Origin of the sequence: Actinopolyspora alba (genome assembly GCF_900112765.1) — a bacterium.
GTDB classification, from domain to species: domain Bacteria; phylum Actinomycetota; class Actinomycetes; order Mycobacteriales; family Pseudonocardiaceae; genus Actinopolyspora; species Actinopolyspora alba.
In genome coordinates, this window is sequence record NZ_FOMZ01000004.1 from 157,373 (window position 1) to 182,090 (window position 24,718).

Sequence of the window (24,718 nt, forward strand, 5' to 3'; positions counted from 1 at the left end):
GTTAACTCGGGGCTGGACAATTAAAGTAACTAGAGTTAATTTAACGTCAAGTTTGTGAAAGGACGGCGCATGACGGTCAGTGAGGTAACCGAGTCCCGGCCGACGGGACCGCTGCGGGCGGTCGTGTTCGACATGGACGGCGTACTGGTGGAGAGCGAACACCTCTGGGAACGGATGTGGAGCCGCTACGCCGCCCGGCACGGGCACGAGTGGAGCGCCGAGGACACCTCGACGGTCCAGGGCATGAGCTCGCCCGAATGGTCGGCCTATCTGGGCAGGGTCTGCGGGACCCCGGAACCCGCCTCGGAGACCGAACGCGCGGTCGTCGACGACATGATCGCCGCACTGGACGACGGCGAGATCGAACTGCTCGACGGCGCCCGTGAGATGGTCACCGAGGTCAGCTCGGTGGTTCCGATCGCGCTCGCATCCTCGGCGGCCAGACCGCTGATCGACGCCGTGCTGCAGCGGCACGGCCTGGCCGAGCACTTCACGGCCACCGTCTCCAGCGCCGAGGTGCCCAGGGGAAAGCCCAGTCCCGACGTCTACACCGAGGCCGCCCGGCGGCTCGGGTTCACCGGCGCGGAGTGCGCGGGCGTCGAGGACTCCAGCAACGGGATCCGCGCCGCCCACGCGGCCGGGATGAGCGTGGTCGCCATCCCCAACGCCGGCTATCCCCCCAAACCGGATGCCATCGCCTCGGCGAGCGTCGTCGCCGACTCGCTGGACCACGTGCGGAAAACCCTGCTGTCCATGCTGTCCGACCCCGTGACCGAGAGCGAGGGTGCCTGATGACCGGACTGACGGACTCCGCGACGTTCAAGGACTCCTGGCTGGACGGTTTCGTCGCCGCCTACGGCCGCACCGTGGCGCGCGTGCCCGGTGCTTACGGCGTGGTGGGCAGGCACGCTCCCCGCCAGGGCAAGGTTTCGGTGATCATCGGTGGTGGTTGCGGGCACTACCCGGCCTTCGCCGGACTCGTCGGTCCCGGCCTCGCCGACGCCGCCGTCATCGGCGACGTGTTCACCAGCCCCAGCGCCGAGCAGGTCTACCGGACCGCGCTGGCCGCCGACGGCGGAGCGGGCGTGCTGTTCAGCTACGGCAACTACTCCGGCGACGTGATGCACTTCGGGCTCGCCGCGCGGCGACTGGCAGCCGAGGGCATCGACAGCCGCACCGTGCTGGTCACCGACGACATCGCCAGCGGCTCCGCCGACACCCCCGAGGTCCGGCGCGGCGTGGCCGGTGACTTCTTCGTGTTCAAGGTCGCCGGTGCCGCGGCCGAACGCGGCGAGAGCCTGGACAGCGTGGCCGCGTTGGCGCGCAAGGCCAACGACCGCACCCGCACCTACGGCGCCGCCTTCGGCGGCTGCACCCTGCCCGGCAAGTCGGAACCGCTGTTCACCGTCGACCCCGGCCGGATGGAACTGGGACTGGGGATCCACGGCGAGTCCGGCGCGCGCAGCGCCGAGGCGATGAGCGCCGAGGAACTGGCCGCCGAACTGGTCGACAACCTGCTGACCGAGCTGCCCGCCGGTACCGATCGGGTGGCCGTGCTGCTCAACGGCCTGGGACGCACCAAGTACGAGGAGATGTTCGCCTGCTACCCGGCCATCGAGCGCAGGTTGCGGGCCGCCGGACTGCGCCCGCACCGCCCCGAGGTGGGGGAGTTCGTCACCTCGCTGGATATGGCCGGGCTCTCGCTGTCGCTGCTCGCGCTGGACGACGAGCTCGCCGAGCTCTACGACGCGGATTGCGACACCCCCGGTTACCGGCCGCTGCGGCCGCTGACCGAACACGAGCCCGGTCCCGAGGAACGCGGCGCGGCCCCCGCCGAGGACGTCACCAGCCGGGGCGGACTCGTGCACGAACTGCTCGACCGAGCGCTGGGCGACGTGGCCGACGCCGAGGACGAACTGGGTCGGCTCGACGCGGTGGCCGGTGACGGTGACCACGGCCAGGGCATCGTGCGCGGCCTGCGGGCCGCCGTTCGGGCAGCCGACCGGGCTGGCAGCGACGCGGCCGATCCCCGTTCGATCGGTGACGCGCTGCTGGCGGCCGGGACCGCGCTGGCCGACGCGGCGGGCGGCGCTTCCGGGGCGCTCTACGGAACCCTGCTCAGCCAGACCGGCGCCGGACTGCGCGAGCACCCGACCGTGGACACCGCCGTGCTCTCCGAAGCGGTGCGGGAGGCGTCCCGGGCGGTCGCCGAACTCGGTGGCTCCGCCAGGGGCGACAAGACGCTGCTCGACGCGCTGGAACCGTTCGCCGACGAACTCGCCGAGTGCTCCCGGGCAGGCACCGAGCTGCCCAACGCGCTGACCGCCGCCGCCGAGGTCGCCACCAAGGCGGCGCGGGACACCGCGCGGCTGACCTCGGCACGTGGCCGTGCCTCGCGGTTGGGCGGGCACGACGAGGGCACCGCCGACCCCGGTGCCACCTCACTGGCCCTGCTGCTCAGCGCCGTGGCCGCCGGAGTGTCCGACGGCGCGTGCGAACGAAACCGTCGAAAGGGGAACCCGCGATCATGAGCCCGATCACCGTGGCCGTGGCGGCCGACAACGCCGGTGTGGCACTCAAGAAACTGATCGCCGAACAGCTGGAGGGTGACACCAGGGTCACCGAGGTGCTGGACTACGGCGTGCACGACGACTCCGACGACCGCGCCTACCCCCGGCTGGGGCTGGCGGCGGCGGAAGCCGTGGCACGCGGCGACGCCGATCGTGCGGTGCTGATCTGCGGCACCGGCATCGGTATGTGCATCTCGGCGAACAAGGTCGACGGGGTGCGCGCTACCGTCGCGCACGACTCCTATTCGGCGGAGCGCTCCATCAAGTCGAACGACTGCCAGGTGCTGACCATGGGGTCCAGGGTCATCGGACCCGAACTGGCCAAACGACTGGTCGACGAGTGGTTGGGCTATTCCTTCGACCCGTCCTCGGCGAGCGCGGCCAAGGTCGCATACATAACCGACTACGAACACCAGAGCTGATAGCCGCGGCTCGCGGCGGTCGCCGCGGCCGGAGCGGTCGGGGGCGCCGAGCCCGCGGAGGCCGGTCGCCCCGGAAACCGCCGCGGTGAGCCATCGGACAGCGGTGAGACCGCTGAAGGAGGAATGAACAGTGCGCGTGCTGGCAGCGGGCGACAACTTCGTCGGCCCCGACCTGCTCGAGAACGCCGTGCGTTCCCGGGTGAACGACGTCGAGGTCGGCAAGCTCAAACTGCCCTGGCCGGTCGAGCCGTTCGGCCCCGTCGGCGGGGTCGAGGAGGCCAGCGGAACCGAACAGCAGGTGATCGAGGCCGTCGAGGGCGCCGAGGTGTGCGTCACCCAGATGGCGCCGTTCACCGAGCGCGTGTTCGCAGCGGCACCCTCGTTGAAACTGGTCGCGGTCTCGCGCGGTGGTCCGGTCAACGTGGACCTCGCGGCGGCGACCAGGGCGGGGGTGTCGGTCACCTACGCACCCGGCCGCAACGCCGCCGCTGCCGCCGAGTACGCGGTGGGCATGATCCTGGCCGCGATGCGCCGCATCCCCGACGCCGACGCCGAGCTCAAGCGGGGCAACTGGCGGGGCGACTTCTACGCCTACCCAGAGGCGGGCATCGAGCTGGAGGGCAGCACGGTCGGCCTGGTCGGCTACGGCGCGATCGGCAGCAGGGTGGCCAAGGTGCTGCGTACCTTCGGCGCGGAAGTGCTGGTCGCCGATCCCTACGCCGATCAGGACGGACTGCGCGCCGACGGTGTGGAACCCGTCGCGCTGGAGGAGATGCTGCCCCGCTGCTCGGTGGTCAGCCTGCACGCCAGGCTCACCCCGGAGACCAAGCACCTGCTCGACGCCGACCGCCTGGCGCTGCTGCCCGAGGGCGCGGTGCTGGTCAACACCGCCCGCGGTGGCCTGCTCGACTACCAGCCGCTGCCCGGGCTGCTGCGCAGCGGCGAGCTGGGTGCGCTGGCGCTGGACGTCTACGACGAGGAGCCCCCGCCGCCGGAGTGGCCGCTGCACGGCGCTCCCAACCTCATCACCACCCCGCACCTCGCGGGCGCGACCAGGCAGACCGCGCACCGTGCCGCCGAGATCGTGGCAGCCGAGGTCGACCGGTTCGCGCGGGGCGAGCGGGCCGCGCACCTGGCCAATCCCGATGTTCTGGGGAGCGAGACATGATCACCGCGGTCGACATCGGAACTTCGCTGACCAAGGCGGCGGCCTTCGACGACGCGGGCCGCGTGCTCGCCGAGGCGAGCAGGCAGTCGCACCTGGAGCACTACCCCGACGGCAGGGTGGAGCAGGACCTCGACGACGTGGTCTCCACCGTGGCGGCGGTGGTGCGCGACGTGGGTGAGCAGACCGGGCAGCAGCCGCGCGCGGTGGCGCTGACCGGGCAGGGCGACGGGTTGTGGTTGCGGGACTCCGTCGGAAGGCCGGTCCGGCAGCCCATCTCGTGGATGGACGGTCGCGCCGCTTCCGTGGTCAAGCGGTGGCAGCGCGACGGGGTCAGCAGGCAGGTCTACGAGCGCACCGGCAACGGGCTGTTCCCCGGTGCGCAGGGACCCCTGCTGGCCCACCTGCGCGACAACGAGCCGGAGTCGCTGCGTAACGCCGCGGTGGCCGGGTACTGCGTCGACTCGGTGCTGCACGTGCTGACCGGCGAGATCAGCGTGGACGCCTCGGACGCCTCCGTGCCGTTCCTGGACGCCGACACCAGGGAGTACGACGAGCGGGCGCTGGAGGTGTGCGGGCTGACCGAGTTTCGGCACCTGCTGCCCAAGCCCGCTCGGCCGAGGCAGCTCTTCGAGCTCGACGCCAACGGCGCGGAACTGCTGGGGCTGCCCCGGGGGTTGCCGGTCACGGCGGGTCCGTTCGACCTGCCCGCCTGCGCCGTGGGCGGCGGGCTGCACGAGTTCGGCGACGGGCTGCTGATCGTGGGGACCACGCTGGCCTGTCAGGTGCTCACCGAGTCGGGCGATCGTCGTTGGCAGGAAGAGCCCTCCGGGATGTGGTTGTGCACGCCCGAGGAGAACCAGCTGCTGCACGGCATGCCCGCGATGGTGGGAACCGCCAGCCTCGACTGGGTGCTGGACCTGCTCGGCATGGAGATCGGTGATCTCGGCGGGGCGCTGGAGGCCAGCCCGCCGGGGGCCAACGACGTCTCCGCGCTGCCGTTCCTGGCGCCGGGCGGGGAGCGCTCGCCGTTCGTGGATCCGCGCGCCAGCGGGCAGATCAGCGGGGTGCGGTTGGGCACCAGCCGCAGCGACGTGGTGCGGGCGGTCTGCGAGAGCGTGGCCTACGCGGCGCGGCACTGCTTCGAGGCGGCCGGGTTGAACGGCAAGCTGGTGGCCTGCGGCGGCGGCACGCGCTCGCATCCCTGGGCGCAGGTGTTCGCGGACGTGCTGGGGCAGCCGCTGCACCTCACGGACGATCCCGGCATGGGTGCGAGGGGAGCGGCGGTGACGGCCGCCCGCGCGCTCGGCGACGAGGTCGACTCCGGCGAGTGGACCCTGCCGCTGCGCGAGGTCCGGCCCAATCCGGACGTGCGGGACCGCTACGAGGACGGCTACCGCCGCTACCGCGAGACCCTGGACAGCATGCGCGAGCTCTGGCGCGACTGGATGGGGTGAGACTCACGGGCCGAGGTGCTCCCCACGGGGTCGCTCCCCGTGGGGCGCGGCGATTTCGCGAGAAATTGACGTCGTCGTGGGGCGGTTGGCGCCTCCTTTTGCCGCCCCGCGAGGGTGGGACCGTGACCGGACACTGTCGGATCCCTCGTCCGAGGAGGTCACGGTTCCACCCGGCATTTCCCGTTTCGCGGCGGCTCCCGTCTCGGGCACTCCGCTCGCGACGCGACCGCCGGCAGCCCGTGCCGGTGCGACGCGGTGCCGAGTACCGCGTCGTGGCCCGAGCGGACGTTGTTCAGGCGTTCGTCGTACTCGGAGTGGCTCCCGATTCGCGCGGTTTGCGCAGCAGCCGGTCGATCGAGTAGTTGCCGCCGCTGAAACCGAGGGCGAGCGCGGCGGCGGCCAGCACGAGCACGTACTCGTAGCCACCACCGGAGGTGAAGAAGCCCTGGCTGAGGTGGACGAAGAACAACGCCCCGAGCATGACCGCCGCCAACAGCACGCCTGCGAGCGGCAGTGCTACTCCCAGGATCAGTGCGATGCCGCCCAGCGTCTCCACCAGTGCGGCGAACCAGGCTGATACTCCGGGGGCGGGGATGTCCATGCCCGCGAACGATTCGGTGGTGCCGCTGATCCCCCACTGGGTGAACTTCTGCATGCCGTGGGCGATGAACACGATTCCGAGCACGACTCGTCCGAGAAGCAGGGCGAGATCGCGGACTGCGGTTGGTAACTGCGGCACGGTCTTCCTCCTGTGGTTCGGAGCCGGGGAGCTCCCGACCCGGATAGTTCAAATTGAAACCAGCGCCAAGTTACCGGGTTGTTCAAATTCGAACAACCGCTATGATGGGTGCATGACGCAACCAAGGTGGCTGGACTCCGAGGAAAAGGCCGCGTGGAACGCCTTTCTGGAGGCGAGTCACCGGGTGGAGCGGCGTGTGGAACATCACCTGCGTGAGCAGGAGGGACTGTCGCATCCGCAGTACGAGATCCTGGTGCGGCTGGCCGACGAGCCGGAGCGGCAGCTGCGGATGACCGAGCTGGCCGAGTCGCTGTTGACCTCCAAGAGCGGGGCTTCGTACCAGATCGGCAAGCTCGAGAAGGCCGGGCTGGTGCGGCGCAGCTCGTGCCCCGGCGACGATCGCGGGGTGTTCGCGGTGCTGACCGAGGAGGGCATGGCGAAGCTGAACCGGGTGGCGCCGGGCCACGTCGAACTGGTCCGCTCCTCGCTGATCGACCTGCTCAGCCGCGAACAACTGGCCGCGCTCACCGACGCGCTCGACACCGTGGGGCGGGGGTTGGAGGACTGAGCGGCGCGATCCCGAGCACCTGTTTGCCGAATTCGAGTGGTCGTGCCGACAATTTCGCGAGAAATCGACGCCCCGGCCACGGTGTAGCGGCGTGCGCGCGAGGTCAGCCCTGGTCGTAGTCGCCGGTTTTGAGGTGGTTCAGGAATCCTGCCCAGGTTGCGGGGGTGACGGTGAGGGTGCCGCCCGCGCGGTCCTTGGTGTCGCGGACGGCGACGGCCCGGCTGGATAAGGCGACTTCGACGCAACCTTGGTCATCATTGGAGTAGGAGGACTTCTGCCAGTCGTGGGCGGTGAATCGCATCGTCTAGAGCTCCTTCAGCTTTTCGGTGAGCAGCTTCTTCGACTCTTCCGGAGTGTTGGCCAGCGCGCGTAGGTGGTTCATGACCTGGGTGTATTGATCGATTTCGGGCTTGTCCTCGAACCACACCGCGCGTACTCGGGTCTCAACGTAGACCACGCCGGGATCTTCGGAGATCGGGAAATGCAGGATCTCGAATGTGCCGGTCAGGCCAGGGTGCGGTCCTACGCTGGCGGGACAGACCTGGATCTGGACGTTGTCGAGTTCGGCGAGCTCGACGAGGTGTTCGAGCTGTCCCCGCATGGTCGCCGTATCGCCGACGCGACGATCGAGCGCGCATTCGTCGATGACCATCCAGGCGTGCAGCGGCTCGGTAGACCGGGTGAGCGCTTGCTGGCGTCTGCCGCGCAACTCGACCTTGTACTCCAGGTCGCTGTCCGACTGCTGGCCGCCCCGAACGACTTCGCGTGTGTAATCGGAGGTCTGCATCAGTCCCGGAACCAGCAGCGCGTGGAATCCCTCGGTCTTGCTGGCTCCGTCTTCCAGTCCGATGAAAGTTTGCAAACCAACGAGGGTTTTCGTGTCGGATAGCCGATCCCACCAGGTTCGCTGTTCGGCGGTTTCCAGCAGTTCGGTGTAGCGCGGGATCTCGTCTTCGGCGTCGTAGTGGCGCAGCAGCTTCTCGATGAACTCCAGCCTCGGCAGGTTACGGCTGTTCTCGAGGTTGGCGATCTTGCCCTGTGAACAGCGCATGTACTTCGCGGCTTCGGCCTGGGAGTGCCCGGCACGCTTGCGCAGGTTGGTCAGGCCGTACGCCACCAGACGGCGCACCACTGCAGGGCTGGCGTTCACGTGCATCGGCGGCCTTCCTGTAGGTCGTTTCTGCCCCAGTTTCGCAGCTCGTTTCGCATCATCCGATCGAGGCATAGTAGTTGCTATTAACACGAGCTACTTCTACAAAGTAGTTACACCGATTGATAAGTAAGGAGTGTTGGCGATGCTTGAGGTTCCGTTGTTGGGGTGGGGTTGGTCGGGTCCGGTGGTGTGGTGGAACCCGGTGGGCGGGTTTCGCCACGCCTTCTCCCGCGAGATCCGGCCGCGTCCGGAGCAGCGGCGTGACACGTTGTGCGGGCAGCACGTGGTGCTGACGGATCCGTCCGAGGTGGACTGGCTGGTGCCGACCTGCGACATCTGCATGAGCGCGGCCATCGAACACGGCCGCGAGCAGGAGCGCCAGGAACAGGAGACCAGCCGCAAGCTCCGCGAACGCTTTGGCGATCACGGGGGTGCGCTGTGACGGCGGTGAGCACGCTGGGGCTGGCCGCGCTGCACCAGCCATTGGGGTTGTTGTGGCTGGTGGGAACGTTGCTGGCGCTGGCGGTGGGCAGCGCGCTGGCCCCGCTGCGCGGCGGGCACGGCGAGCACGCCGACGCCGGTCCGGGCGCGCTGACGGTCGCCGGTCTGCTCACGCGGCAACCGAACAGCGACTCGGCAAAGCACCACGACGGTTCCACCTCCGGGGACAGCACGCCGGGAGCGAGCTGTGGTCCGATCCCGTCGGACTCACTACTGGAAACAGCCACGATCGTGCTGCACGGCCCCGACCGCTCACCCGACTCCGGCTGGTGGGACGCCCTCGGCCACCGGCCCGACCCCAACCCCACACCGGCAGAACGACTCGCCCTGCGCAACCATCCCGACTACCGACCCCCGAACGCGAGCAGACAACGACCACGCCGCCCCGCCAGCCTCGCCGAAGAAGACCTCGCCAGGTTGCTCAGCCTGCCCGAAGTGCCCGAGCGGATTCCCGAATCCGGCTACATCGGCAAACACCGGCTCGTGCCGAGTCGTGCCGGTTCCGGATTACGCCAGCTACAACGGACGAATTTTGGAAACGGGGGAGCAGGTCGCGACGCACGGGACGTTGCCGAGCCGTCGTCGTACCGGGAACGGGTCATGGCTGCCTGAGCAGCCGGATAGCCCTCGCGGTGAAGCACCTTGGGCGGTTCACCCGAACGATATGTTGATCTTGTTCCTCGAGTGCTCGACAGTTTCACCGGGAATCACGAAATGATCACGAGAAAGGACCGGATCCCGGTGAAGTTGAACAAGCGGATCGCCCTGGTGCTCGCCACGACGCTCTCCATGCTCGGAGTGATGGGGGCAGGGGCCGGTGCCGCTGAACAACACGAACAGCGGCCTGGGGCGCGCGAGGCGCAGACCTCGATCGTGCTGGACGAGCCCTACCACCTCTACAACCGCAGCGCCCACCTGTTCATGATCGCCAAGGGGTGGAACACCTCGGAGAACGGCATCCTGGACCTGTGGTACCAGCACCGGACCGACGCGAACCGGCTCCAGGAGCAGTGGAAGTTTCTGCCCACCGGGTTCAGCGGGGTGCTCCGCATCAAGAACGTCGGCTCGGGGCTCTGCCTGCAGCCGGACAACCAGGACGCGCTGCGCCACGTGCGGCAGCAGGAGTGCGACCGCGGTGACCGCGAGCAGTGGTGGAACGTGGACAAGGACGAGGGGCTGCGCATCTCGCCGTACAACAACGCTCACCGGGTGATGAACCCCTACCAGGTGGCCTACCCCTCGCGCGACATCGTGCTGAACAAGGACGTGGACAGCCTGTCCCAGCGGTGGAGCGCCGTTCCCATCGACTGATTCGCACCTGACGAGCGGAACGGTCGGCTCGTTCCTTCCGACGGATCGGAAAGGATCGAGCCGACCGTTTTTCCGTTCCAATTCCGAGCGGGGTTTTTCCGCTTCGCCGGGAACGCTGAATCGAGCACCCGCCGGTGATCCCCGCCGGAGGATTCAGCCGGAGAGCACCTCGTCGGGAATCCACTCCGGTTCGGCTCGGTTCCCGACACTCGCGCTACGCGGGGTGCGCCGAGCGGTGCACCACCTCCGCCTGGCCGTGGCGGATGCGAACCACCAGATCCGCCCGGTGCACCTCGCGGTCGTGGTGCGTCACCCGCACCACGGTGCGGCCGTGTGACTCGCGCTCCAGGGTGTCCAGCAGTTCCAGCGCGGTCGGCTCGTCCAGGTGGGCGGTCGGCTCGTCCAGCAGCAGCACCTCCGCGTCGGGAACCAGCAGCGCCCTGGCCAGCGCCAGCCGCCGCGCCTCGCCGCCGGAGAGCTCGGTCCCGCCGGTGCCGACCACGCTGTCCAGCGAGTCCTCCCAGCCACTCAGCCCGGCCGAGCGCAGCGTCGCCGCCAACCGGCGGTCGTCGGCGGTGGGATCGGCCAGCCGGAGGTTCTCGCGGATCGTGGTGGAGACCAGCTGCGGGTCCTGCGGGCACCACGCGACCCTGCCGCCCACCGCGCACGTCCCGCTCGTCACCGGCAGCAGACCGGCCAGCACCGCCAGCGTGGTGGATTTCCCACCGCCCGAGTCGCCCACCACGGCCACGTGCGATCCCGGTGGCACGCGCAGTGTCACGCCGGACAACGCGGGCACATCGGCCCCGGGCCACCTCGCTCGGACGTCCTCGAGCAGCACCTCACCCGGAGCGACCGGCTGTTCCCGGGTCGGACCGGTTTCCGCCGACTCGGGTGGTGTCCCCTCAGCCCGGTCCGAATCGGACAGGAACGGGCTCAACCGCTGTTGCGCCCCGCGCAGCGGCAGCCACTGCTGCGCGGCGGTGGGGAGCTCGGCGACCGCCTCGCCGGCCGCCAGCGGCACCAACGCGAGCAGCGGCGCCAGCACCGGGGCGAGCTCCCCGGCCGCCACCGCCCGCGCCGCCAGCGCGGTGCAGCCGACCACGGCGGCCCCCATCACGAGCGTGACGACGGCTCCGGCCGCCCCCTCACCCGAGGCCGCCCTGCGGGCCTCGCGCGCCAGCTTCGCGTCCGCGCGTGCCAGTTCCGCACGCCGCTCACCGGCGGCACCGAACGACAGCAGCTCGGCGGCGGATTCGAGCAGTCCCAGCACCCGGATGGACACCTCACGGCGTCCCGCGGCCACCACGGCCGCCGCGTGACGCTGCACCGCCAGCGCCACCAGCGGAGCCAGCACTCCCGCCAGCAGCAGCGCGACCGCGAGCAGCAGTCCGGCCTCGGGCAGCACCAGGGCCTGCACGACAACGGCCCCGCCGCCCACTCCGACAGCGGTCAACGGCGGCCCCAGCACACGGGGTACCAGGTCCCGCACGTTGTCGGTGTCGTCCACCAGCCTGGCGGCGCCGTCGCCGCGCACCAGCGCGGCCGCGCGTGCGGGTCCCCAGCGGACCAACCCGTCCCACAGCCGTTCCCGCAGGCTCCCCGCCAGCCGGAACGCGGCGTCGTGGGTGGCCAGCCGCTCCAAGTAGCGCAGCACGGCGCGGGACAGCGCGAAGGTCCGGACCCCCACGGCGGCGACGCTGAGCGTCAGCACCGGTGGCTGCTGCGCGGCACGCGCGATCAGCCACGCCGAGGTGGCGGTCAGCGCTATACCGGAAAGCAGCGAGAGCACACCGAGCGCGGCGCCGCCGACTCCGCGCGCCGTGACCAGCTCCCGGATGCGGGCGGGGCCGGAGGCGGTGGGGGAGTGTTCGGTGCCGCGCTCGTGGTCGTCGGGTGGCGCCTCGCGGGGCTCGGCGGGTCCGGGGCGGTGGCTGGCCAGCACGACGACCGCTCCTGAGTCCGCCGCGTCCCCGATCGCGGCGGCGATGTGCGCGGCGGTGGCGGCGTCCAGATGGGCGGTCGGCTCGTCGGCCAGCAGCACGCGGGCCCGGCCGCGCAGCCGCAGCAGGCCACGTGCCACCGCCACGCGTTGCCGCTCACCGGTGGACAGCGAATCGACGGGACGTCCGGCCAGGTGCTCGGCCGCCGCCGCGCGCAGCACCTCGTCGATGTGGTCGGCGGTGCCCTCGGGCTGGTCGCTGACAGCGAGCAGCAGCTCGTCGGTGACCGTTCCACCGGAGAACGCGGGGCGTTGCGGGATCCAGGCGACCGTGGCGCGCCAGCTCGCGGAGTCCGGCCTGCCGATCTCGGTCTCGCCGTAGCGCAGCGTCCCGGACTCGGGGGTGGTGAACCCGAGCAGTACCGCGAACGTGGTGGACTTGCCGCTGCCGCTGGGGCCGATCCCGCCGAAGCCCTCCAGCCGGGTCACCCGTCCCGGGGGAGCCGTGAAATCCAGCCCGTCGGGCGCGTGGCCCTCCCGACGGGCCACCCGGAGACCGGTCACCCGCAGTGGAGCGGCGGCGTTCGGAACTTCGGCGTCGTTCGGAATCCCGGAGTCAGCGGGCGAGGAGGTGCCCTGCCCGGCATCCGCGGGGTCGAACCGGACCTCCTCGACGCGGCGCACCGCCTCCAGGCCGTCCTCGCTGGCGTGGTGCGCCGCTCCCGCGTTGCGCAGCGGTAGGTAGCACTCCGGCGCCAGCACGAGCACCAGCAGCCCGGTCGCCAGGTCGAGGTCGCCGGAGACCAGCCGCATCCCGATGCTCACGGCCACCAGCGCGACCGACAGCGAGGAGCACAACTCCAGGACCAGCGCGGACAGGAACGCGATCCGCAGGGTGGAGACGCTGTCGCGCCGGTACCGCTCGCTGACGCGGCGCACCGCCTCGCGCTGTGCCTCGGCGCGGCCGAAGGCGGTGAGCACCGGCAGGGCGCGGACCAGTTCGGACAGCTGCCCGGACATGCGCCGCAGCGACTCGGCGGCCCGGCTGGTGCGGCTCTCGGTGTAGCGGCCGACCAGCCAGGCGAACAGCGGGATGAGCGGGACCGTGACCAGGACGATCGCCGCCGAGGTCCAGTCGGCCAGCAGAATCCGGAAACCGACGATCGCGGGCACCACGGCGGCGGTCACCAGCGCGGGGAGGTAGCGCGTGAAGTAGGCGTCGAGCGCGTCCAGCCCCTTGGCGGCGAGCGTGGTCAGCTCCGCCGCTCCGTGACGGCCGATCCACTCGGGGCCGCGCCGCAGTGCGGAGTCCAGCAGCAGGGCGCGCAGCTCCTCCTTCGCACCGGCCGCGGCGCGGGCGGAGACGCTCGCGGTGGCCCAGCCGAGCACGCCCCGGGCCAGCACCGCGCCGCACAACACCGCCAGCCGGTCGCCGATGGCGGCGGTGCCGAAGCCGTGCATGACCACTCGCGCCAGCGCGTCGGCCAGCGCCCACGCCTGCGTGATCAGTGCGAACGCGCTCAGCACGGCCAGCGCGCCGCTGAGGTAGAGGGCGCGCCGGGTGGACGGCGACAGCCGGGGCAGCGCCCCCAACGGTCCCCTCGTGAGGACGGCGCCGCCGTCGGCACCCGCGGTGCTGCTCGACTCCCTCGAACGACCTGTCACGCTTCCCACCTCCCTCACCCGGTCTCTTCCGATCTCACTGCTGCTTCGCGCTTTCGTTGCTTCGTGCCGTCGTGACGCCAACCGAGCCGTGGCCCCGGGGGCGTAAATTTCTCGCGAAATCGCCGCGCCCCTTCGCCGCAGGCCGCGCCCCGAGCACCCTCGCCACTGGCACCGCCGCGGGTTCTCGGGTGCGGCTCTCGCGAGGAAGGCCCGACGTTGTGTAGGTCGCTACCCGATGTCGGGCCTCCCCGCAGTGAGAGCCGTGCCAGAGGTTCCGCCAAGCGACCACCCTCCACACCCGAGCAGACGAACCTCTCAAGCGGCGTGCACCGGGGGGATGTGCTTCGTTCCGATCCGCTTGCGGAACACCCAGTAGGTCCACCCCTGGTAGACCAGCACGGCCGGGGTCCCGAACGCGGCCACCCAGGTGACCACGGTCAGGGTGTAGGGGCTGGACGCGGTCTCGGCGATCGACAGCGACCACGCCGGGTCGAGCGTGGAGGGCAGCACGTTGGGCCACAACGCGCCGAACAGCGTCACCACCACTCCGGCCAGCGCCACTCCCTGCAGCACGAACGCCTGACCGTCGCGGCCCACCGCCTGCCGCGCGAGCGCGGCGAGCCCCGTCAGCAGTGCGATCAGCAGCGGAATCCAGGTCCAGGGCGCTCCTTCCCGCAGTTGGGCGACCAGCAGCAGCCCCACCACGGGCAGCAGCAGCGGGATCCCGAACCGCAGCGCGAAGCGGTGGGCCCGTTCCCGCACGTCGCCCTGGGTCTTCAGCGCCAGGAACGCGGCGCCGTGCAGCAGCGAGAAGGCCGCCACGGCCACGGCTCCGAGCACGTTGGGCAGGGTGAGGATGACCAGTGGACCACCGACCCGGTCACCGTTGGCGTCCAGCGGCAGCCCGAACACGGTCGCCGACAGCACGAGTCCGACCATCAGCGGAGCGACCCACGAGGCGAGCACGATCACCGTGTCCCAGGCACGACGCCACCGGTCGGTGTCGACCTTGCCCCGGTACTCGAACGCCACCCCTCTGCCGATGAGCACCAGCAGCAGCACGGTGAACGGCAGGTAAGCGGTGCTCAGCAGCCCCGCGTACCAACCGGGGAACGACGCGAACATGGCGCCGCCCGCCACGATCAGCCAGACCTCGTTGCCGTCCCAGACCGGGCCGATCGTGTTGATCAGTACTCGACGTTCGGTCTCCCTGCGTCCCAGCACGGGAAGCAGCATGCCGACGCCGAAGTCGAAGCCCTCCAGGAAGAGGTAGCCCAGCCAGAGCAGGGCGATGATGCAGAACCAGACGGTCGGCAGGTCCATCAGGTCACTCCGGTGGTCGGGGCGGTGGGGCGTGCGCGGCTGATTCCGCGCGGGAACGGGTCACGGTAGTGGTCGAGGGATCGGGCGAACCGGTCCTCCAGCTCGGCGTCAGTAGGCGAAGGAGAGGACGTCGTCCGAGCCGGAGCCGCCCGAACCGGAGTCGTCATCGGAGGACTTGTGCGGCATCACGGACTCGAAACCGCCGCGCGCGTAGCGCACCATCAGGAACACCTCCACCACCAGCAGCACGCCGTAGACGGAGGTCAGCGCGATCAGCGAGGTCATCATCTCGCCCGGTGAGACGCCGGACGAGACGGCCTGCGCCGTGTACATCCAGACGCCGTCCACCCCCGAGGGGTTGGGATTCGGGGCCACCACGAACGGCTGGCGCCCCATCTCGGTGAAGATCCAACCGAACACGTTGGCCAGGAACGGGGTGGCGATGGACGCCAGTGCCAGCGGTCCCCACAGTCGCCCGCGCGGGAACCTGCCGCCCCTGGTGAACCAGAGCGCCCCCAGGGCGGCCAGTGCCGAGACCGCGCCGAAGCCGATCATGAACCGGAATCCCCAGTAGGTGACCGGCAGGTTCGGCTGGTACTCGATCCGCTCGCCCGCGAGCTCGCCCAACCTCGGGTCGTTCGGATAGTGGGTGCCGTACTTCGCCGCGTACTCGCCCCGCAGCTGCTGCACGCCCTTGACCTCGGTGCTGAAGTCACCGTGGGCCAGGTAGGACAACATGAACGGCACGGTGATGCTCTTGACGCTCTCGCAGTCGGGGCGGCTGACGTCGCCGTAGGCGAAGACCGAGAAGCTGGCGGGTTGTTCGGTGTGGCACAGCGCCTCCGCCGAGGCCATCTTGAGCGGCTGCTGCTCGAACATCAGCTTGCCCTGGATGTCGCCGGAGATCGCCAGCCCCACGAAGGAGAACAGCGCCACCCACGCGCCGACCCGCATCGACTTGTGCCAGACCCGGCGGTCCTCGTCGTGCGGCATGCCCTGCCGGTCGCGCTTCCAGACCTTCCACGCGGCGATGCCGAGCACGAACGTGCCCGCCACCGCGAAGCACCCGAATATCGTGTGCGGGAAGGCAGCGAGCAGGGTGTTGTTGGTCAGCACGGCCCAGATCGAGCTCAGCCTGGGTTCGCCGTCGACCATCTCGACACCGACCGGGTGCTGCATCCACGAGTTGGCGGCCAGGATGAAGTAGGCCGAAGCCACGGTGGCCAGCGAGAACGCCCAGGCGCAGGCCAGGTGTACCCGTTTGGACAGCCGGTCCCACCCGAAGATCCACAGACCGAGGAAGACCGATTCGACGAAGAAGGCGACGATGCCTTCCATGGCCAGCGGTGCCCCGAAGACGTCGCCCACGAACCTGGAGTACTCGCTCCAGGCCATGCCGAACTGGAACTCCTGCACGATGCCGGTCACCACGCCCATGGCGAAGTTGACCATCATGAGCTTGCCCCAGAACTTGGTCATCTTCAGGTACCGCTCGTTACCGGTGCGGTACCAGGCGGTCTGCATTCCCGCGACGAGGATCGCGAGTCCGATCGTCAACGGGACCATCAGGAAGTGGTAAACCGTCGTGATCCCGAACTGCCACCTGGCGATGTCGAGGAGATCCACGCGTACCAGCCTGCCCCCGAGCCGACGGGAATTGCAGGACAAATCGTCCTCATTCCCTCGGACGAGGGTCCTGGCGGTGACCGGGACGTTGGTCCTGACAGGGGAGGACCTGTAGCCCGATCCGGGGTGAATCGGGCCGCGATCGGGTGAGTGGCAAGGGCTTCACCCACGAATGAGCGGAATTCTCACTCCGAAATCCGCCGTTGTAAACCGTCCGTCCGAAAATTCCGCCGTAGTGGACGCTTCGATTCGTTGCCCCGGCCGTACCGAACCGTCAATTTCTCGAGAAATCGCCGCGCCCCTTCGACGCGGGCCGCGCTCCCACCACCCCCCGCAGGGCGAACTCCGGTCACTCCCGCAGGCCGAGCTCCTACCACCCTCGCAGCGGGACCGACCGCGGGTTCTCCCGTGCGGCTCTCGCGAGGACGCCGGAGACGTGGCGTAGTACCTACTCGATGTCTCCGGCCCCGCAGCGAGAGCCCGCGAGAGGTTCCGCCAGGTAACCACCCTGGCAACCAGCGCCGGGATCCCTTCTCAACCCAGAGCGTCGGAGACGGCGGAACAGGTGCGTACCACGAGCGGCCCGACCTCGTCCGGCGAGAGCGGCTCCATGGCCACCACGCCCACGCTGGCGCGCAGGCCGGGAACACCACGTACCGGGGCGGCGACCCCGTACGCCCCCGGCTGGAGCTCGCCCACGCTGGCCACCCACTTCGGCCCCTCCTCCGAGAGGTCCACGGCGCGACCCGCCGCGCCGCGCTGCACGGAATGTCTGGTGCCCACGCGGTAGGAGACGTGATAGCTCGTCCAGGACGGCTCGACCACGGCGATGGCCTGGGCCTCGTTGCCGTCGGCGACGGTGAGGTGAACCGTGGCCCCCACGCGTTCCGCCAGGGCGCGCAGCGCGGGCAGTGCCGCGAACCGCAGCTGCGGCACCACCTTGCCCGCCAACCACAGCACGCCGAGACCGAGCCGAACCTTGGAACCCTCGCGCCGCACCAGGCCACGACTCTGCAACGGGCCCAGCAACCGATACACCGCCGCCCTGCTGACGCCGACGATGGTGGCGAGATCGCTGATGGTGGGTGCCTCGCTGTCGGCGTCGGCCACCGCCTGCAGCAGGTTGAGGCCACGCTCCAGCGTCAGCGAACTCTCCTTCGTCGGAGTGGCTCCGGCGGGCTCCCGCTCGGGATCCGGAGTGGGATCCCCGGCGGATCGGGCCGAGCTCGTGCTCATCGGGTCACCTCCGAACCGCGGGCAGCACCGTGCCGGACACGTCCCCCAGCCCGACCGGACGGCCGTGCTCACCGGGCGCCGTGGCGCTGATCGTCACGCGGTCGCCGTCCTGCAGGAAGGTGCGCTGCTCGCCGTCCTCCAGCGTAACGGGGTCGGAGCCGCCCCAGCTGAGTTCGAGCAGGCATCCCCGCTGATCGGGCTCCGGGCCCGAAACCGTACCGGAGGCGAACAGGTCACCCGGTCGCACCGTGCTGCCGTTGACGGTCAGGTGCGCCAACTGCTGCGCGGGCGACCAGTACATCTCCGCGAAGGGCGGTCGGGACAGCAGGGTGTCGTTGCACCGCACCTCCAAGCGCAGATCCAGACCCCACGGCCGCTCCTCGACGAGGTAGTCCAGCAGCTGGTGATCATAGCCGGTGGTGGGGACCCGGGCCTGTTCCAGTGCCGCGAGCGGGGTGATCCAGCCCGACATCGAGGTCGCGAACGACTTGGCCAGGAACGGCCCCAGCGGCTGGTACTCCCAGGACTGGATGTCACGGGCGGACCAGTCGTTGACGAGTACCGCCCCGAAGACGTGCTCGGCGAAGTCCTCGGTCTCGATCGACGTGGCGGGTTCGCCGCCGCAGACGAAGCCCACCTCCGCCTCGAAGTCGAGCCTGCGGGTGGGCCCGAACACCGGGGTGGGGTCGCCGGAGACGCGGCGCTGCCCGTTGGGGCGGGCCACGTCCGTTCCGGAGACCACCACGGTGCCGGATCGGCCGTGGTAGCCGACCGGCAGGTGCGTCCAGTTCGGCAGCAACGGCTCCGCCTCGCGGCGGAATATCTTGCCGACGTTCTCGGCGTGGTGCCGTGAGGAGTAGAAGTCGGCGAAGTCGGCCACGGTGAACGGCAGCAGCTGGGTGTGCCAGTCGGCGCGGATCAACTCGGCGCCTTTGGGACGTGAGTCCGCCACGACCAGTTCCAGCAGGCGTTCCCGCAGCTCGCGCCAGGCCGCCGGTCCCGCCGCGAGCAGCGGGTCCAACGAGTCACCGGAGACGAGCCCGCCCACCCGCGGGCCGAGCTCGTCGGCGACGCTCCGCAGCGGGACGGCGTGTTTGCCCACCCGCACGGCCACCGTCGGTCCCTTGGCGGTGCCCAGCACGCCGTAAGGCAGTGTCTGCGGCCCGAACGGGCGGTCCGGCGCGAACTCTGGGTCCTCGATCCAGGTCACAACAGTTCCAACTCGACGAGATCGGACACGGGATCGGTGGGCGAAGTCGCCCCGTACGAGGAGAACACGCTCCGGACCGCTTTCGCCGCCTCGTCGGAGAGCGAGCACGCCTCCTCGGTCAGTGCCCGCTCGTCGGTGCTGGCCAGGGCCGCGCGCACGTCCTGGCCGGACAGGGCGCGCCCCACGGCCACCAGCAGGTTCAGGAAACCGTGGTGCGGAAAGCCGGTCTCCGAGTCGGTACGGCGCACCGCGCGGGGCATTCCGGCGGTGACCTTGAACGGGACCTCCAGCGTGGTGGCCACGGCCAGGAACTCGGCCACGACGTCGACCCCGGGGAAGGACTCGACGGTCTGGCCTCCCGACCGCAGTTTCGGCCAGCAGCCGAACTCGGCGACCCGACGAACCCCGTCGAGCCACCCCTCGCCGCGTCGCGGTTCGACGACGCGAACCACGTCCTCCGGGACGAACTCGGAAACGCGTTCCAACCACACGTCGTCGACCTCGGACGGCCCGGGCATCTCGACCATTCGGAGCGAGAGCAGTTCGTGGCGTCCCTCGATGATCGAGAGCGCCTTCGGCACCTCGCCGAGCCCGGTGTCGCAGACCAGCGACATGGGAACGGGTTCGGCCGGTTTGGCCTTGGCCAGTTCGGTGATCAGTTCCGGCAGGCGGGAGACCTGGCAGAGGATCGGCCCCAGCAACCCCGCGTACTCGCCGTCCCGCGCACGCAGGTGTTCCTCAACCGCCTGAGCGACGGACGCGTTGGCGGGCGGGAACAGCGAGGCATCGTCCACCAGACGTGCGAACAGGGGCGGAATACCGCGCGGACCGGGCGCGTGGAGTTCAACAGCGCTTGACACGAGTGTCACGCTAATGCCGTGCCGGGCAGTGAACAAAAGTGTCCGCAAAACGAACGCCTTGCGGGATTGTCCGATTCGCCGCCGATTCGGGGCGAAGCGGCGACCGCTGGGCGAACAGTCCTGTGTTTTCGCAGCGCTCGACTTCGCCGCGCTCGATCTACCGGAGGCCGGTATGCCGTACTACCGCCAAGTGGGTGAGATTCCGCGCAAGAGGCACACGCGGTTCCGTCAACCGGACGGCAGCCTCTACGCCGAGGAACTGATGGGAATCGAGGGGTTCTCCTCGGAGTCGGCCCTGCTGTATCACCGCGGACTGCCCACCGCGGTCGTCGCGGCCGAAGCGGTCACCGAACAGGGGCGTGCCACCGAGCCCAACCTGCCGCTCCGGCCCCGGCACTTCCGCACCGGCGAGCTCGCGTTCCCGGGCGGCGAGGCCGGGACCGACGCGGTCACCGGGCGCAGGCTGCTGTTCGGCAACAGCGACGTGTCGATCTGCTTCGCGGTGCCCGACACCACGAGCCCGCTCTACCGCAACGCGACCGGTGACGAGCTGTGCTACGTGCAGCGCGGCTCGGCACGGTTCGAGACGATCTACGGAGCCCTGGAGGTCGCCGAGGGCGACTACGTCCTGCTGCCCGCCTCCACCACGTACCGGGTGGTGCCGCTGGGTGAACAACCGCCCCGGCTGTACCTCGTGGAAGCCACCGGGCACATCGGTCCGCCCAAGCGCTATCTCAGCGCCAAGGGGCAGTTCCTGGAGAGCTCCCCGTACTGCGAACGGGACCTGCGCGGTCCCACGGAGCCGCTGCTGCTGGAGGGCGAGCACGTGGACGTGCTGGTTCGGCACCACGACGGCCTCACCCGGATGACGTACGAGCATCACCCGTTCGACGTGGTCGGCTGGGACGGCTGCCTGTATCCGTGGGTGTTCAACATCGCCGACTTCGAACCGATCACCGGACGCATCCACCAGCCGCCGCCGGTGCACCAGACCTTCGAGGGGCCGAACTTCGTGGTGTGCTCGTTCTGCCCCCGCAAGGTGGACTATCACCCGGACTCGATCCCGGTGCCGTACAACCACGCCAATGTGGACTCCGACGAGCTGATGTTCTACGTGGGCGGGAACTACGAGGCCCGGAAGGGCTCCGGCATCGGCATCGGCTCGCTGTCGCTGCACCCCTCCGGGTGCAGCCACGGGCCGCAACCGGGTGCCGCCGAGGCGTCGCTGGGAGCAGAGCGGTTCGACGAAACGGCCGTCATGATCGACACCTTCCGGCCGCTGCGGCTGGGTGAGGCCGCCACCGCCTCCGAGGACCCCACCTACTACCGCAGCTGGGTGACCAACAACCCGGGCAACTGAGCAGGTCGGCTCGGTTTGCCTGGCGGTGCGGGTGGCGGAACCTCTCGCACGGCTCTCGCCGTATTGCTGTGCCGGTTGCTCTGGCGCGGTGGTCGGGTAGCCGGCACGTGAGTCGGCGCCTTGCGGCGTTGGGCCGGCTCTTGAGTAGCGACCTACGCGGCGAGCGGCCCGGCCTTGCAATGCATCCGACTCACGCACCGGGGACAATCGCGCTGCGAACCGCACGGTCGCTTCCCGACGAGGGTTCCGGGCGCGGCGATTTCGCGAGAAATCTACGCCCACGGGGCCACACCGCCCCCCAGTGGACCGTCGATTTCGCGAGAAATCGCCGGTGCCACGGCCCCGGTCGGCAGCGCGGTACACCGCACGCGGTGGCCCCTGATCGGGTCACTTCCACAACGGCGCCGACTGGGTTAGGGTTACCTAATAAGTCCTGCTGTGCCGCCTCTGGAGGTGAGCGATGCCCGAGACCGCTCGCACGCCCGCGAAGCCCGATGCCGCCGAGCGCGCCCGCACGATCGCCAAACGGGGTGGCAGAGCGGCGGTACAGCCCTCCGGAAACGACGCCGAACGGGTTCAACCGCTGCTGCACCACGTCCACCGGGACGGCACCGCCACGGTGCTGCTCTCGGACGGGCACCCCCTTGTCGCGGCGGTCTGGCAGGCTCCGCGCGGCGAGTTCGGTGCCGTGCTGGAGGTGGCCGACTCCGCCCCGGTACGGCTGCGTGAACCGGTGCGCGGGCTGATCTGGCTGACCGGATGGCTGCGTGTCCCGGATAGCGGTGAACGCCACGAACGGGTACTGCAGATAGCCGAGGAACGCCCCGATCCGCGACTGCTGGACGTCGGGCACGGCGTGACCGCACTGCGCCTGGAGGCCGTCTCGCTGGTACTCGCGGATTCCGAGGAGACCAGCTCGATCGACTCCGCCGAGTTCGCCGCATCGAGTCCGGATCCGTTCTGCCTCTACGAGGACGGCTGGCTACGGCACCTGGAACTCTCCCACCGTGACGTGGTCGGGCTGCTCACCCGCTACTTGCCGGAGCGGTTGCGGGGCGGGCACGTGCGGCCGCTGGGGTTGGACCGCTACGGGGTACGGCTCCGGGTGGAATCGGCGGACGGCGATCACGACGTCCGGCTCGGGTTCTCCCGTGCCGTGGAGGACTCCGAGCAGCTCGGTGCCGAACTGCGGCGGTTGATGGGATGCCCGTTCCTGGCGGAGCGGCGGTGACCGCGCTGAGTTGACCGCGCGGCGGTGGTCGCGCGGTCGTCTCGGCGTCCGCCGCTCGGAAGGACACGGCGACGCGGTCGGAGAACACCGGTCAGTAGGGTTTCCGGGGTGAGCACCAGTCACGGTCCCGCCTCGCCGCGTTCCTGGTTACTGCCGAACCGTCCCGATGAACCGGCCCGGATCACCGATCCGGGCAAGCGCAGGGCGATCGTCGTCGAGCTGATCATCGTCTTCGCGATCACGCTGGGCATGGCGGGGTTGCAGAGCCTGCTGTCCCTGCTGGACGCGCTGCTGCGTCCCGAGTCGCTGGACCAGCAGGCGGTGGCGATCAACGCCTCCCAGGCGCGGCTGGGACTGCTGGACCTGCTGGAGCAGCTGCTGGGTGTGCTGCGCCTGTTCGCCTGGGCCGCCCTCGGCGTCTACCTGCTGTGGCAGGGCGGTATCGCGCTGCGAAACGTGGGTTTCGACAACAGCGGGCCGGGGCGGGACCTCGCGGGAGGCGCCGGGCTGGCCGCCCTGATAGGCATCCCCGGCCTGGGGCTTTACCTGGTGGCGCACTCGTTGGGGCTGAACCTGGCCGTGCAGCCGACGACCCTGGACGAGGCGTGGTGGCGGGCTCCGGTACTGGTGCTGTCGGCGTTGGGCAACGCCGCGGCCGAGGAAGTGCTGGTGGTCTGCTACCTGCTCACACGACTGCGGCAGCTCGGTGCCAGCGAGAACCGCGCACTGTGGATCTCGGCGGTGCTGCGCGGCTCGTACCACCTGTACCAGGGATTCGGCGGGTTCGTGGGCAACGTGGTCATGGGATTGGTCTACGGCCGGGTGTGGCAGCGCACCAACCGGATCCACGCGCTGATCATCGGGCACGCGTTGATCGACGTCGTCGCCTTCGTCGGCTATGCCCTGTTGCGCGATCAGGTGGGTTGGCTGCCCTGATCGCACACCCGGGCACAACGAATCGTTCCCGTCGTGCCGGAATCGGTTAACGATCCGTCGAATTTCGCGTCGGATGCGGCTATTCTCGCTCGATAGGGCTAGGCTGCGGGACCGTGACAACCCCACACGTGACGAGCGAAGTCGGCCCGCTGCGCACCGTGCTGCTGCACCGCCCCGGCGGTGAGCTCAAGCGGCTCACCCCGCGCAACAACGACCAACTGCTGTTCGACGCGATTCCCTGGGTGGACCGTGCCGAGCAGGAGCACGACGCGTTCGCGGCGGTGCTGCGCGAGCAGGGCGTCGAGGTGCTGCTGCTCGACGAACTGCTGTCCGAGGCGCTGCGCGACCCGAGGGCCCGCACCGCGGCGCTGCACAGCGGCGTGGACGAACGCAGGTTGGGCGCCGAGGTGGCGGACACGCTGTGCTCCTACCTGTCCAGCATGGACGAGAAGACGCTCACCGGCGTTCTGGTGTCGGGAATGACCTTCGAGGAACTTCCCGCCGCCGAGGGGCAGTCGCTGGTTCGCAGGATGCACCAGCCGCACGACTTCGCCATCGACCCGCTGCCGAACCTGCTGTTCACCAGGGACTCCTCGGTGTGGATCGACGACAGGGTGGCGGTGACCTCGCTGGCGATGCCCGCGCGGATCCGCGAGTCCGCGTTGACCGACCTGGTCTACGCCTACCACCCCAGGTTCGCGCAGTCCGCCCGTGCCTACGGTGCGCACTCCGCCCCGGTCGAGGGCGGGGACGTGCTGCTGCTGGCTCCGGGCGTGGTGGCCGTGGGGGTGGGGGAGCGCACCACTCCCGCGGGCGCGGAGTCGCTGGCCCGATCGCTGTTCGCCGACGACCTCGCGCACACCGTGCTCGCGGTGCCGATCACGCAGACCCGGGCCTCGATGCACCTGGACACGGTGTGCACGATGGTCGACCACGACGCGGTGCTGATGTATCCCGCGATCCGCGATCACCTCACCGCCTACGTGCTGCGACCCGCCGGTGAGGGCATCAAGGTGTCCGGCCCCGAGCCGTTCCTCCGTGCGTCCGCCGAAGCGATGGAACTGGACCGGCTGCGGGTGGTCGACACCGGGCTCGATCCGGTCACCGCCGAGCGCGAGCAGTGGGAGGACGGCAACAACACGCTGGCGGTCTCCCCGGGAACGCTGGTGGCCTACGAACGCAACGTGGAGACCAACGCGCGGCTGGAGGACGCGGGCATCGAGGTGCTGCGCATCAGCGGTTCAGAACTCGGCTCCGGACGCGGCGGTCCCCGCTGCATGTCCTCGCCGATCGTGCGGGATCCGCTGTACTGATCCCGCAGCCGGCCACGGTCCCTCCGCCGCGCGGCGATTTCGCGCGAGATTTACGTCCCGGCGGGGCTCCGGGTGTGAGTTTGCTCCTGCGGTGAGCGCGTGAATCGCCGGATGGCTATAACGTCGTGGG

General features: G+C 70.0%; 22 protein-coding genes. 13 read left to right on the forward strand and 9 right to left on the reverse strand.

Annotation, left to right across the window (positions count from 1 at the left end; translation table 11 throughout):
* Positions 1–69 precede the first annotated feature (69 nt).
* The 5 genes from BM150_RS07080 to BM150_RS07100 all read left to right on the forward strand — a co-directional run bounded on the left by BM150_RS07080 (position 70) and on the right by BM150_RS07100 (position 5,614).
* Complete coding sequence (locus BM150_RS07080) at positions 70–792, forward strand: HAD family hydrolase (protein ID WP_092925325.1); 723 nt, start codon at positions 70–72, stop codon at positions 790–792.
* Positions 792–2,531 carry a dihydroxyacetone kinase family protein gene (locus BM150_RS07085; RefSeq protein ID WP_092925327.1) on the forward strand — a complete coding sequence of 580 codons (1,740 nt, stop codon included), beginning with the start codon at positions 792–794 and terminating at the stop codon, positions 2,529–2,531. Before BM150_RS07080 ends, BM150_RS07085 begins: the two co-directional genes overlap by 1 nt.
* A 5-nt stretch (positions 2,532–2,536) precedes the next feature.
* Positions 2,537–2,992: a ribose-5-phosphate isomerase gene (locus BM150_RS07090; RefSeq protein ID WP_092925650.1), complete on the forward strand. Its 456-nt coding sequence runs from the start codon at positions 2,537–2,539 to the stop codon at positions 2,990–2,992.
* Positions 2,993–3,122: 130 nt separating this feature from the next.
* Entirely contained in the window at positions 3,123–4,160 is a 1,038-nt protein-coding gene (locus tag BM150_RS07095) for a 2-hydroxyacid dehydrogenase (RefSeq protein WP_092925329.1), read from the forward strand.
* Positions 4,157–5,614 carry an FGGY-family carbohydrate kinase gene (locus BM150_RS07100; RefSeq protein ID WP_092925331.1) on the forward strand — a complete coding sequence of 486 codons (1,458 nt, stop codon included), beginning with the start codon at positions 4,157–4,159 and terminating at the stop codon, positions 5,612–5,614. Before BM150_RS07095 ends, BM150_RS07100 begins: the two co-directional genes overlap by 4 nt.
* 292 nt (positions 5,615–5,906) lie before the next feature.
* On the opposite strand, the gene BM150_RS07105 is transcribed toward BM150_RS07100, so the two are convergent.
* Complete coding sequence (locus tag BM150_RS07105; protein ID WP_092925333.1) at positions 5,907–6,353, reverse strand: DoxX family protein; 447 nt, start codon at positions 6,351–6,353, stop codon at positions 5,907–5,909.
* 112 nt (positions 6,354–6,465) lie between these two features.
* On the opposite strand from BM150_RS07105, the gene BM150_RS07110 reads away from it, so the two are divergent.
* Positions 6,466–6,921, forward strand: a complete 456-nt coding sequence (locus tag BM150_RS07110; protein WP_092925335.1) for a MarR family winged helix-turn-helix transcriptional regulator — start codon at positions 6,466–6,468, stop codon at positions 6,919–6,921.
* Between the two features lie 103 nt (positions 6,922–7,024).
* Here the strand turns inward: BM150_RS07110 and BM150_RS07115 are convergent, their stop codons facing one another.
* A complete protein-coding gene (locus tag BM150_RS07115) occupies positions 7,025–7,222 on the reverse strand; it encodes a DUF397 domain-containing protein (RefSeq protein ID WP_092925337.1) in 198 nt (65 codons plus the stop codon).
* Positions 7,223–7,225: 3 nt separating this feature from the next.
* Complete coding sequence (locus BM150_RS07120; RefSeq protein ID WP_175496720.1) at positions 7,226–8,077, reverse strand: helix-turn-helix domain-containing protein; 852 nt, start codon at positions 8,075–8,077, stop codon at positions 7,226–7,228.
* Between the two features lie 139 nt (positions 8,078–8,216).
* On the opposite strand from BM150_RS07120, the gene BM150_RS07125 reads away from it, so the two are divergent.
* The 3 genes from BM150_RS07125 to BM150_RS07135 all read left to right on the forward strand — a co-directional run bounded on the left by BM150_RS07125 (position 8,217) and on the right by BM150_RS07135 (position 9,886).
* The gene (locus tag BM150_RS07125) at positions 8,217–8,516 is read left to right on the forward strand and encodes an HC3 family zinc finger protein (RefSeq protein WP_092925341.1); all 300 of its coding nucleotides are present in this window, start codon (positions 8,217–8,219) and stop codon (positions 8,514–8,516) included.
* A complete protein-coding gene (locus BM150_RS07130) occupies positions 8,513–9,187 on the forward strand; it encodes a hypothetical protein (protein WP_092925343.1) in 675 nt (224 codons plus the stop codon). The genes BM150_RS07125 and BM150_RS07130 overlap by 4 nt, the downstream gene beginning before the upstream one ends.
* A gap of 102 nt (positions 9,188–9,289) precedes the next feature.
* Positions 9,290–9,886, forward strand: a complete 597-nt coding sequence (locus tag BM150_RS07135; RefSeq protein WP_092925652.1) for an RICIN domain-containing protein — start codon at positions 9,290–9,292, stop codon at positions 9,884–9,886.
* Positions 9,887–10,100: 214 nt separating this feature from the next.
* Here BM150_RS07135 and cydD read toward each other — a convergent pair whose 3' ends face one another.
* The 6 genes from cydD to BM150_RS07165 form a co-directional block, all read right to left on the reverse strand.
* Positions 10,101–13,493: a thiol reductant ABC exporter subunit CydD gene (cydD, locus tag BM150_RS07140; protein WP_217641436.1), complete on the reverse strand. Its 3,393-nt coding sequence runs from the start codon at positions 13,491–13,493 to the stop codon at positions 10,101–10,103.
* A 315-nt stretch (positions 13,494–13,808) separates the two neighbouring features.
* Positions 13,809–14,816 carry a cytochrome d ubiquinol oxidase subunit II gene (gene cydB, locus BM150_RS07145; protein WP_092925345.1) on the reverse strand — a complete coding sequence of 336 codons (1,008 nt, stop codon included), beginning with the start codon at positions 14,814–14,816 and terminating at the stop codon, positions 13,809–13,811.
* Between the two features lie 108 nt (positions 14,817–14,924).
* Complete coding sequence (locus BM150_RS07150) at positions 14,925–16,442, reverse strand: cytochrome ubiquinol oxidase subunit I (protein ID WP_092925347.1); 1,518 nt, start codon at positions 16,440–16,442, stop codon at positions 14,925–14,927.
* Positions 16,443–16,976: 534 nt separating this feature from the next.
* A complete protein-coding gene (locus BM150_RS07155) occupies positions 16,977–17,678 on the reverse strand; it encodes an IclR family transcriptional regulator (RefSeq protein ID WP_092628081.1) in 702 nt (233 codons plus the stop codon).
* A gap of 4 nt (positions 17,679–17,682) precedes the next feature.
* Positions 17,683–18,888: a fumarylacetoacetase gene (gene fahA, locus BM150_RS07160; RefSeq protein ID WP_092925349.1), complete on the reverse strand. Its 1,206-nt coding sequence runs from the start codon at positions 18,886–18,888 to the stop codon at positions 17,683–17,685.
* Positions 18,885–19,748 (reverse strand): hypothetical protein, encoded by an 864-nt coding sequence (locus tag BM150_RS07165; RefSeq protein ID WP_245755324.1) that lies wholly within the window; start codon positions 19,746–19,748, stop codon positions 18,885–18,887. Before BM150_RS07165 ends, fahA begins: the two co-directional genes overlap by 4 nt.
* 172 nt (positions 19,749–19,920) lie before the next feature.
* Here BM150_RS07165 and BM150_RS07170 point away from each other — a divergent pair, with 172 nt between their 5' ends.
* The 4 genes from BM150_RS07170 to BM150_RS07185 all read left to right on the forward strand — a co-directional run bounded on the left by BM150_RS07170 (position 19,921) and on the right by BM150_RS07185 (position 24,588).
* Positions 19,921–21,108: a homogentisate 1,2-dioxygenase gene (locus tag BM150_RS07170; protein WP_092925658.1), complete on the forward strand. Its 1,188-nt coding sequence runs from the start codon at positions 19,921–19,923 to the stop codon at positions 21,106–21,108.
* Positions 21,109–21,568: 460 nt separating this feature from the next.
* Positions 21,569–22,339 (forward strand): DUF2470 domain-containing protein, encoded by a 771-nt coding sequence (locus BM150_RS07175; RefSeq protein ID WP_092925351.1) that lies wholly within the window; start codon positions 21,569–21,571, stop codon positions 22,337–22,339.
* Positions 22,340–22,447: 108 nt separating this feature from the next.
* Positions 22,448–23,275, forward strand: a complete 828-nt coding sequence (locus BM150_RS07180) for a CPBP family intramembrane glutamic endopeptidase (RefSeq protein WP_092925353.1) — start codon at positions 22,448–22,450, stop codon at positions 23,273–23,275.
* Between the two features lie 128 nt (positions 23,276–23,403).
* On the forward strand, positions 23,404–24,588 hold the full coding sequence (locus tag BM150_RS07185) for an arginine deiminase (RefSeq protein ID WP_092925354.1): 1,185 nt from the start codon (positions 23,404–23,406) through the stop codon (positions 24,586–24,588).
* The last annotated feature ends 130 nt before the right edge of the window (positions 24,589–24,718 follow it).

What these genes read in the sequence shown, in the direction of transcription:
- BM150_RS07080 (WP_092925325.1), top strand. Translation starts at nt 70, where the DNA reads ATGACGGTCAGTGAGGTAACCGAGTCCCGGCCGACGGGACCGCTGCGG.
- BM150_RS07085 (WP_092925327.1), top strand. Translation starts at nt 792, where the DNA reads ATGACCGGACTGACGGACTCCGCGACGTTCAAGGACTCCTGGCTGGAC.
- BM150_RS07100 (WP_092925331.1), top strand. Translation starts at nt 4,157, where the DNA reads ATGATCACCGCGGTCGACATCGGAACTTCGCTGACCAAGGCGGCGGCC.
- BM150_RS07110 (WP_092925335.1), top strand. Translation starts at nt 6,466, where the DNA reads ATGACGCAACCAAGGTGGCTGGACTCCGAGGAAAAGGCCGCGTGGAAC.
- BM150_RS07115 (WP_092925337.1), bottom strand. Translation starts at nt 7,222, where the DNA reads ATGCGATTCACCGCCCACGACTGGCAGAAGTCCTCCTACTCCAATGAT.
- BM150_RS07120 (WP_175496720.1), bottom strand. Translation starts at nt 8,077, where the DNA reads ATGCACGTGAACGCCAGCCCTGCAGTGGTGCGCCGTCTGGTGGCGTAC.
- BM150_RS07125 (WP_092925341.1), top strand. Translation starts at nt 8,217, where the DNA reads ATGCTTGAGGTTCCGTTGTTGGGGTGGGGTTGGTCGGGTCCGGTGGTG.
- BM150_RS07135 (WP_092925652.1), top strand. Translation starts at nt 9,290, where the DNA reads ATGATCACGAGAAAGGACCGGATCCCGGTGAAGTTGAACAAGCGGATC.
- cydB (WP_092925345.1), bottom strand. Translation starts at nt 14,816, where the DNA reads ATGGACCTGCCGACCGTCTGGTTCTGCATCATCGCCCTGCTCTGGCTG.
- BM150_RS07155 (WP_092628081.1), bottom strand. Translation starts at nt 17,678, where the DNA reads ATGAGCACGAGCTCGGCCCGATCCGCCGGGGATCCCACTCCGGATCCC.
- BM150_RS07170 (WP_092925658.1), top strand. Translation starts at nt 19,921, where the DNA reads ATGCCGTACTACCGCCAAGTGGGTGAGATTCCGCGCAAGAGGCACACG.
- BM150_RS07175 (WP_092925351.1), top strand. Translation starts at nt 21,569, where the DNA reads ATGCCCGAGACCGCTCGCACGCCCGCGAAGCCCGATGCCGCCGAGCGC.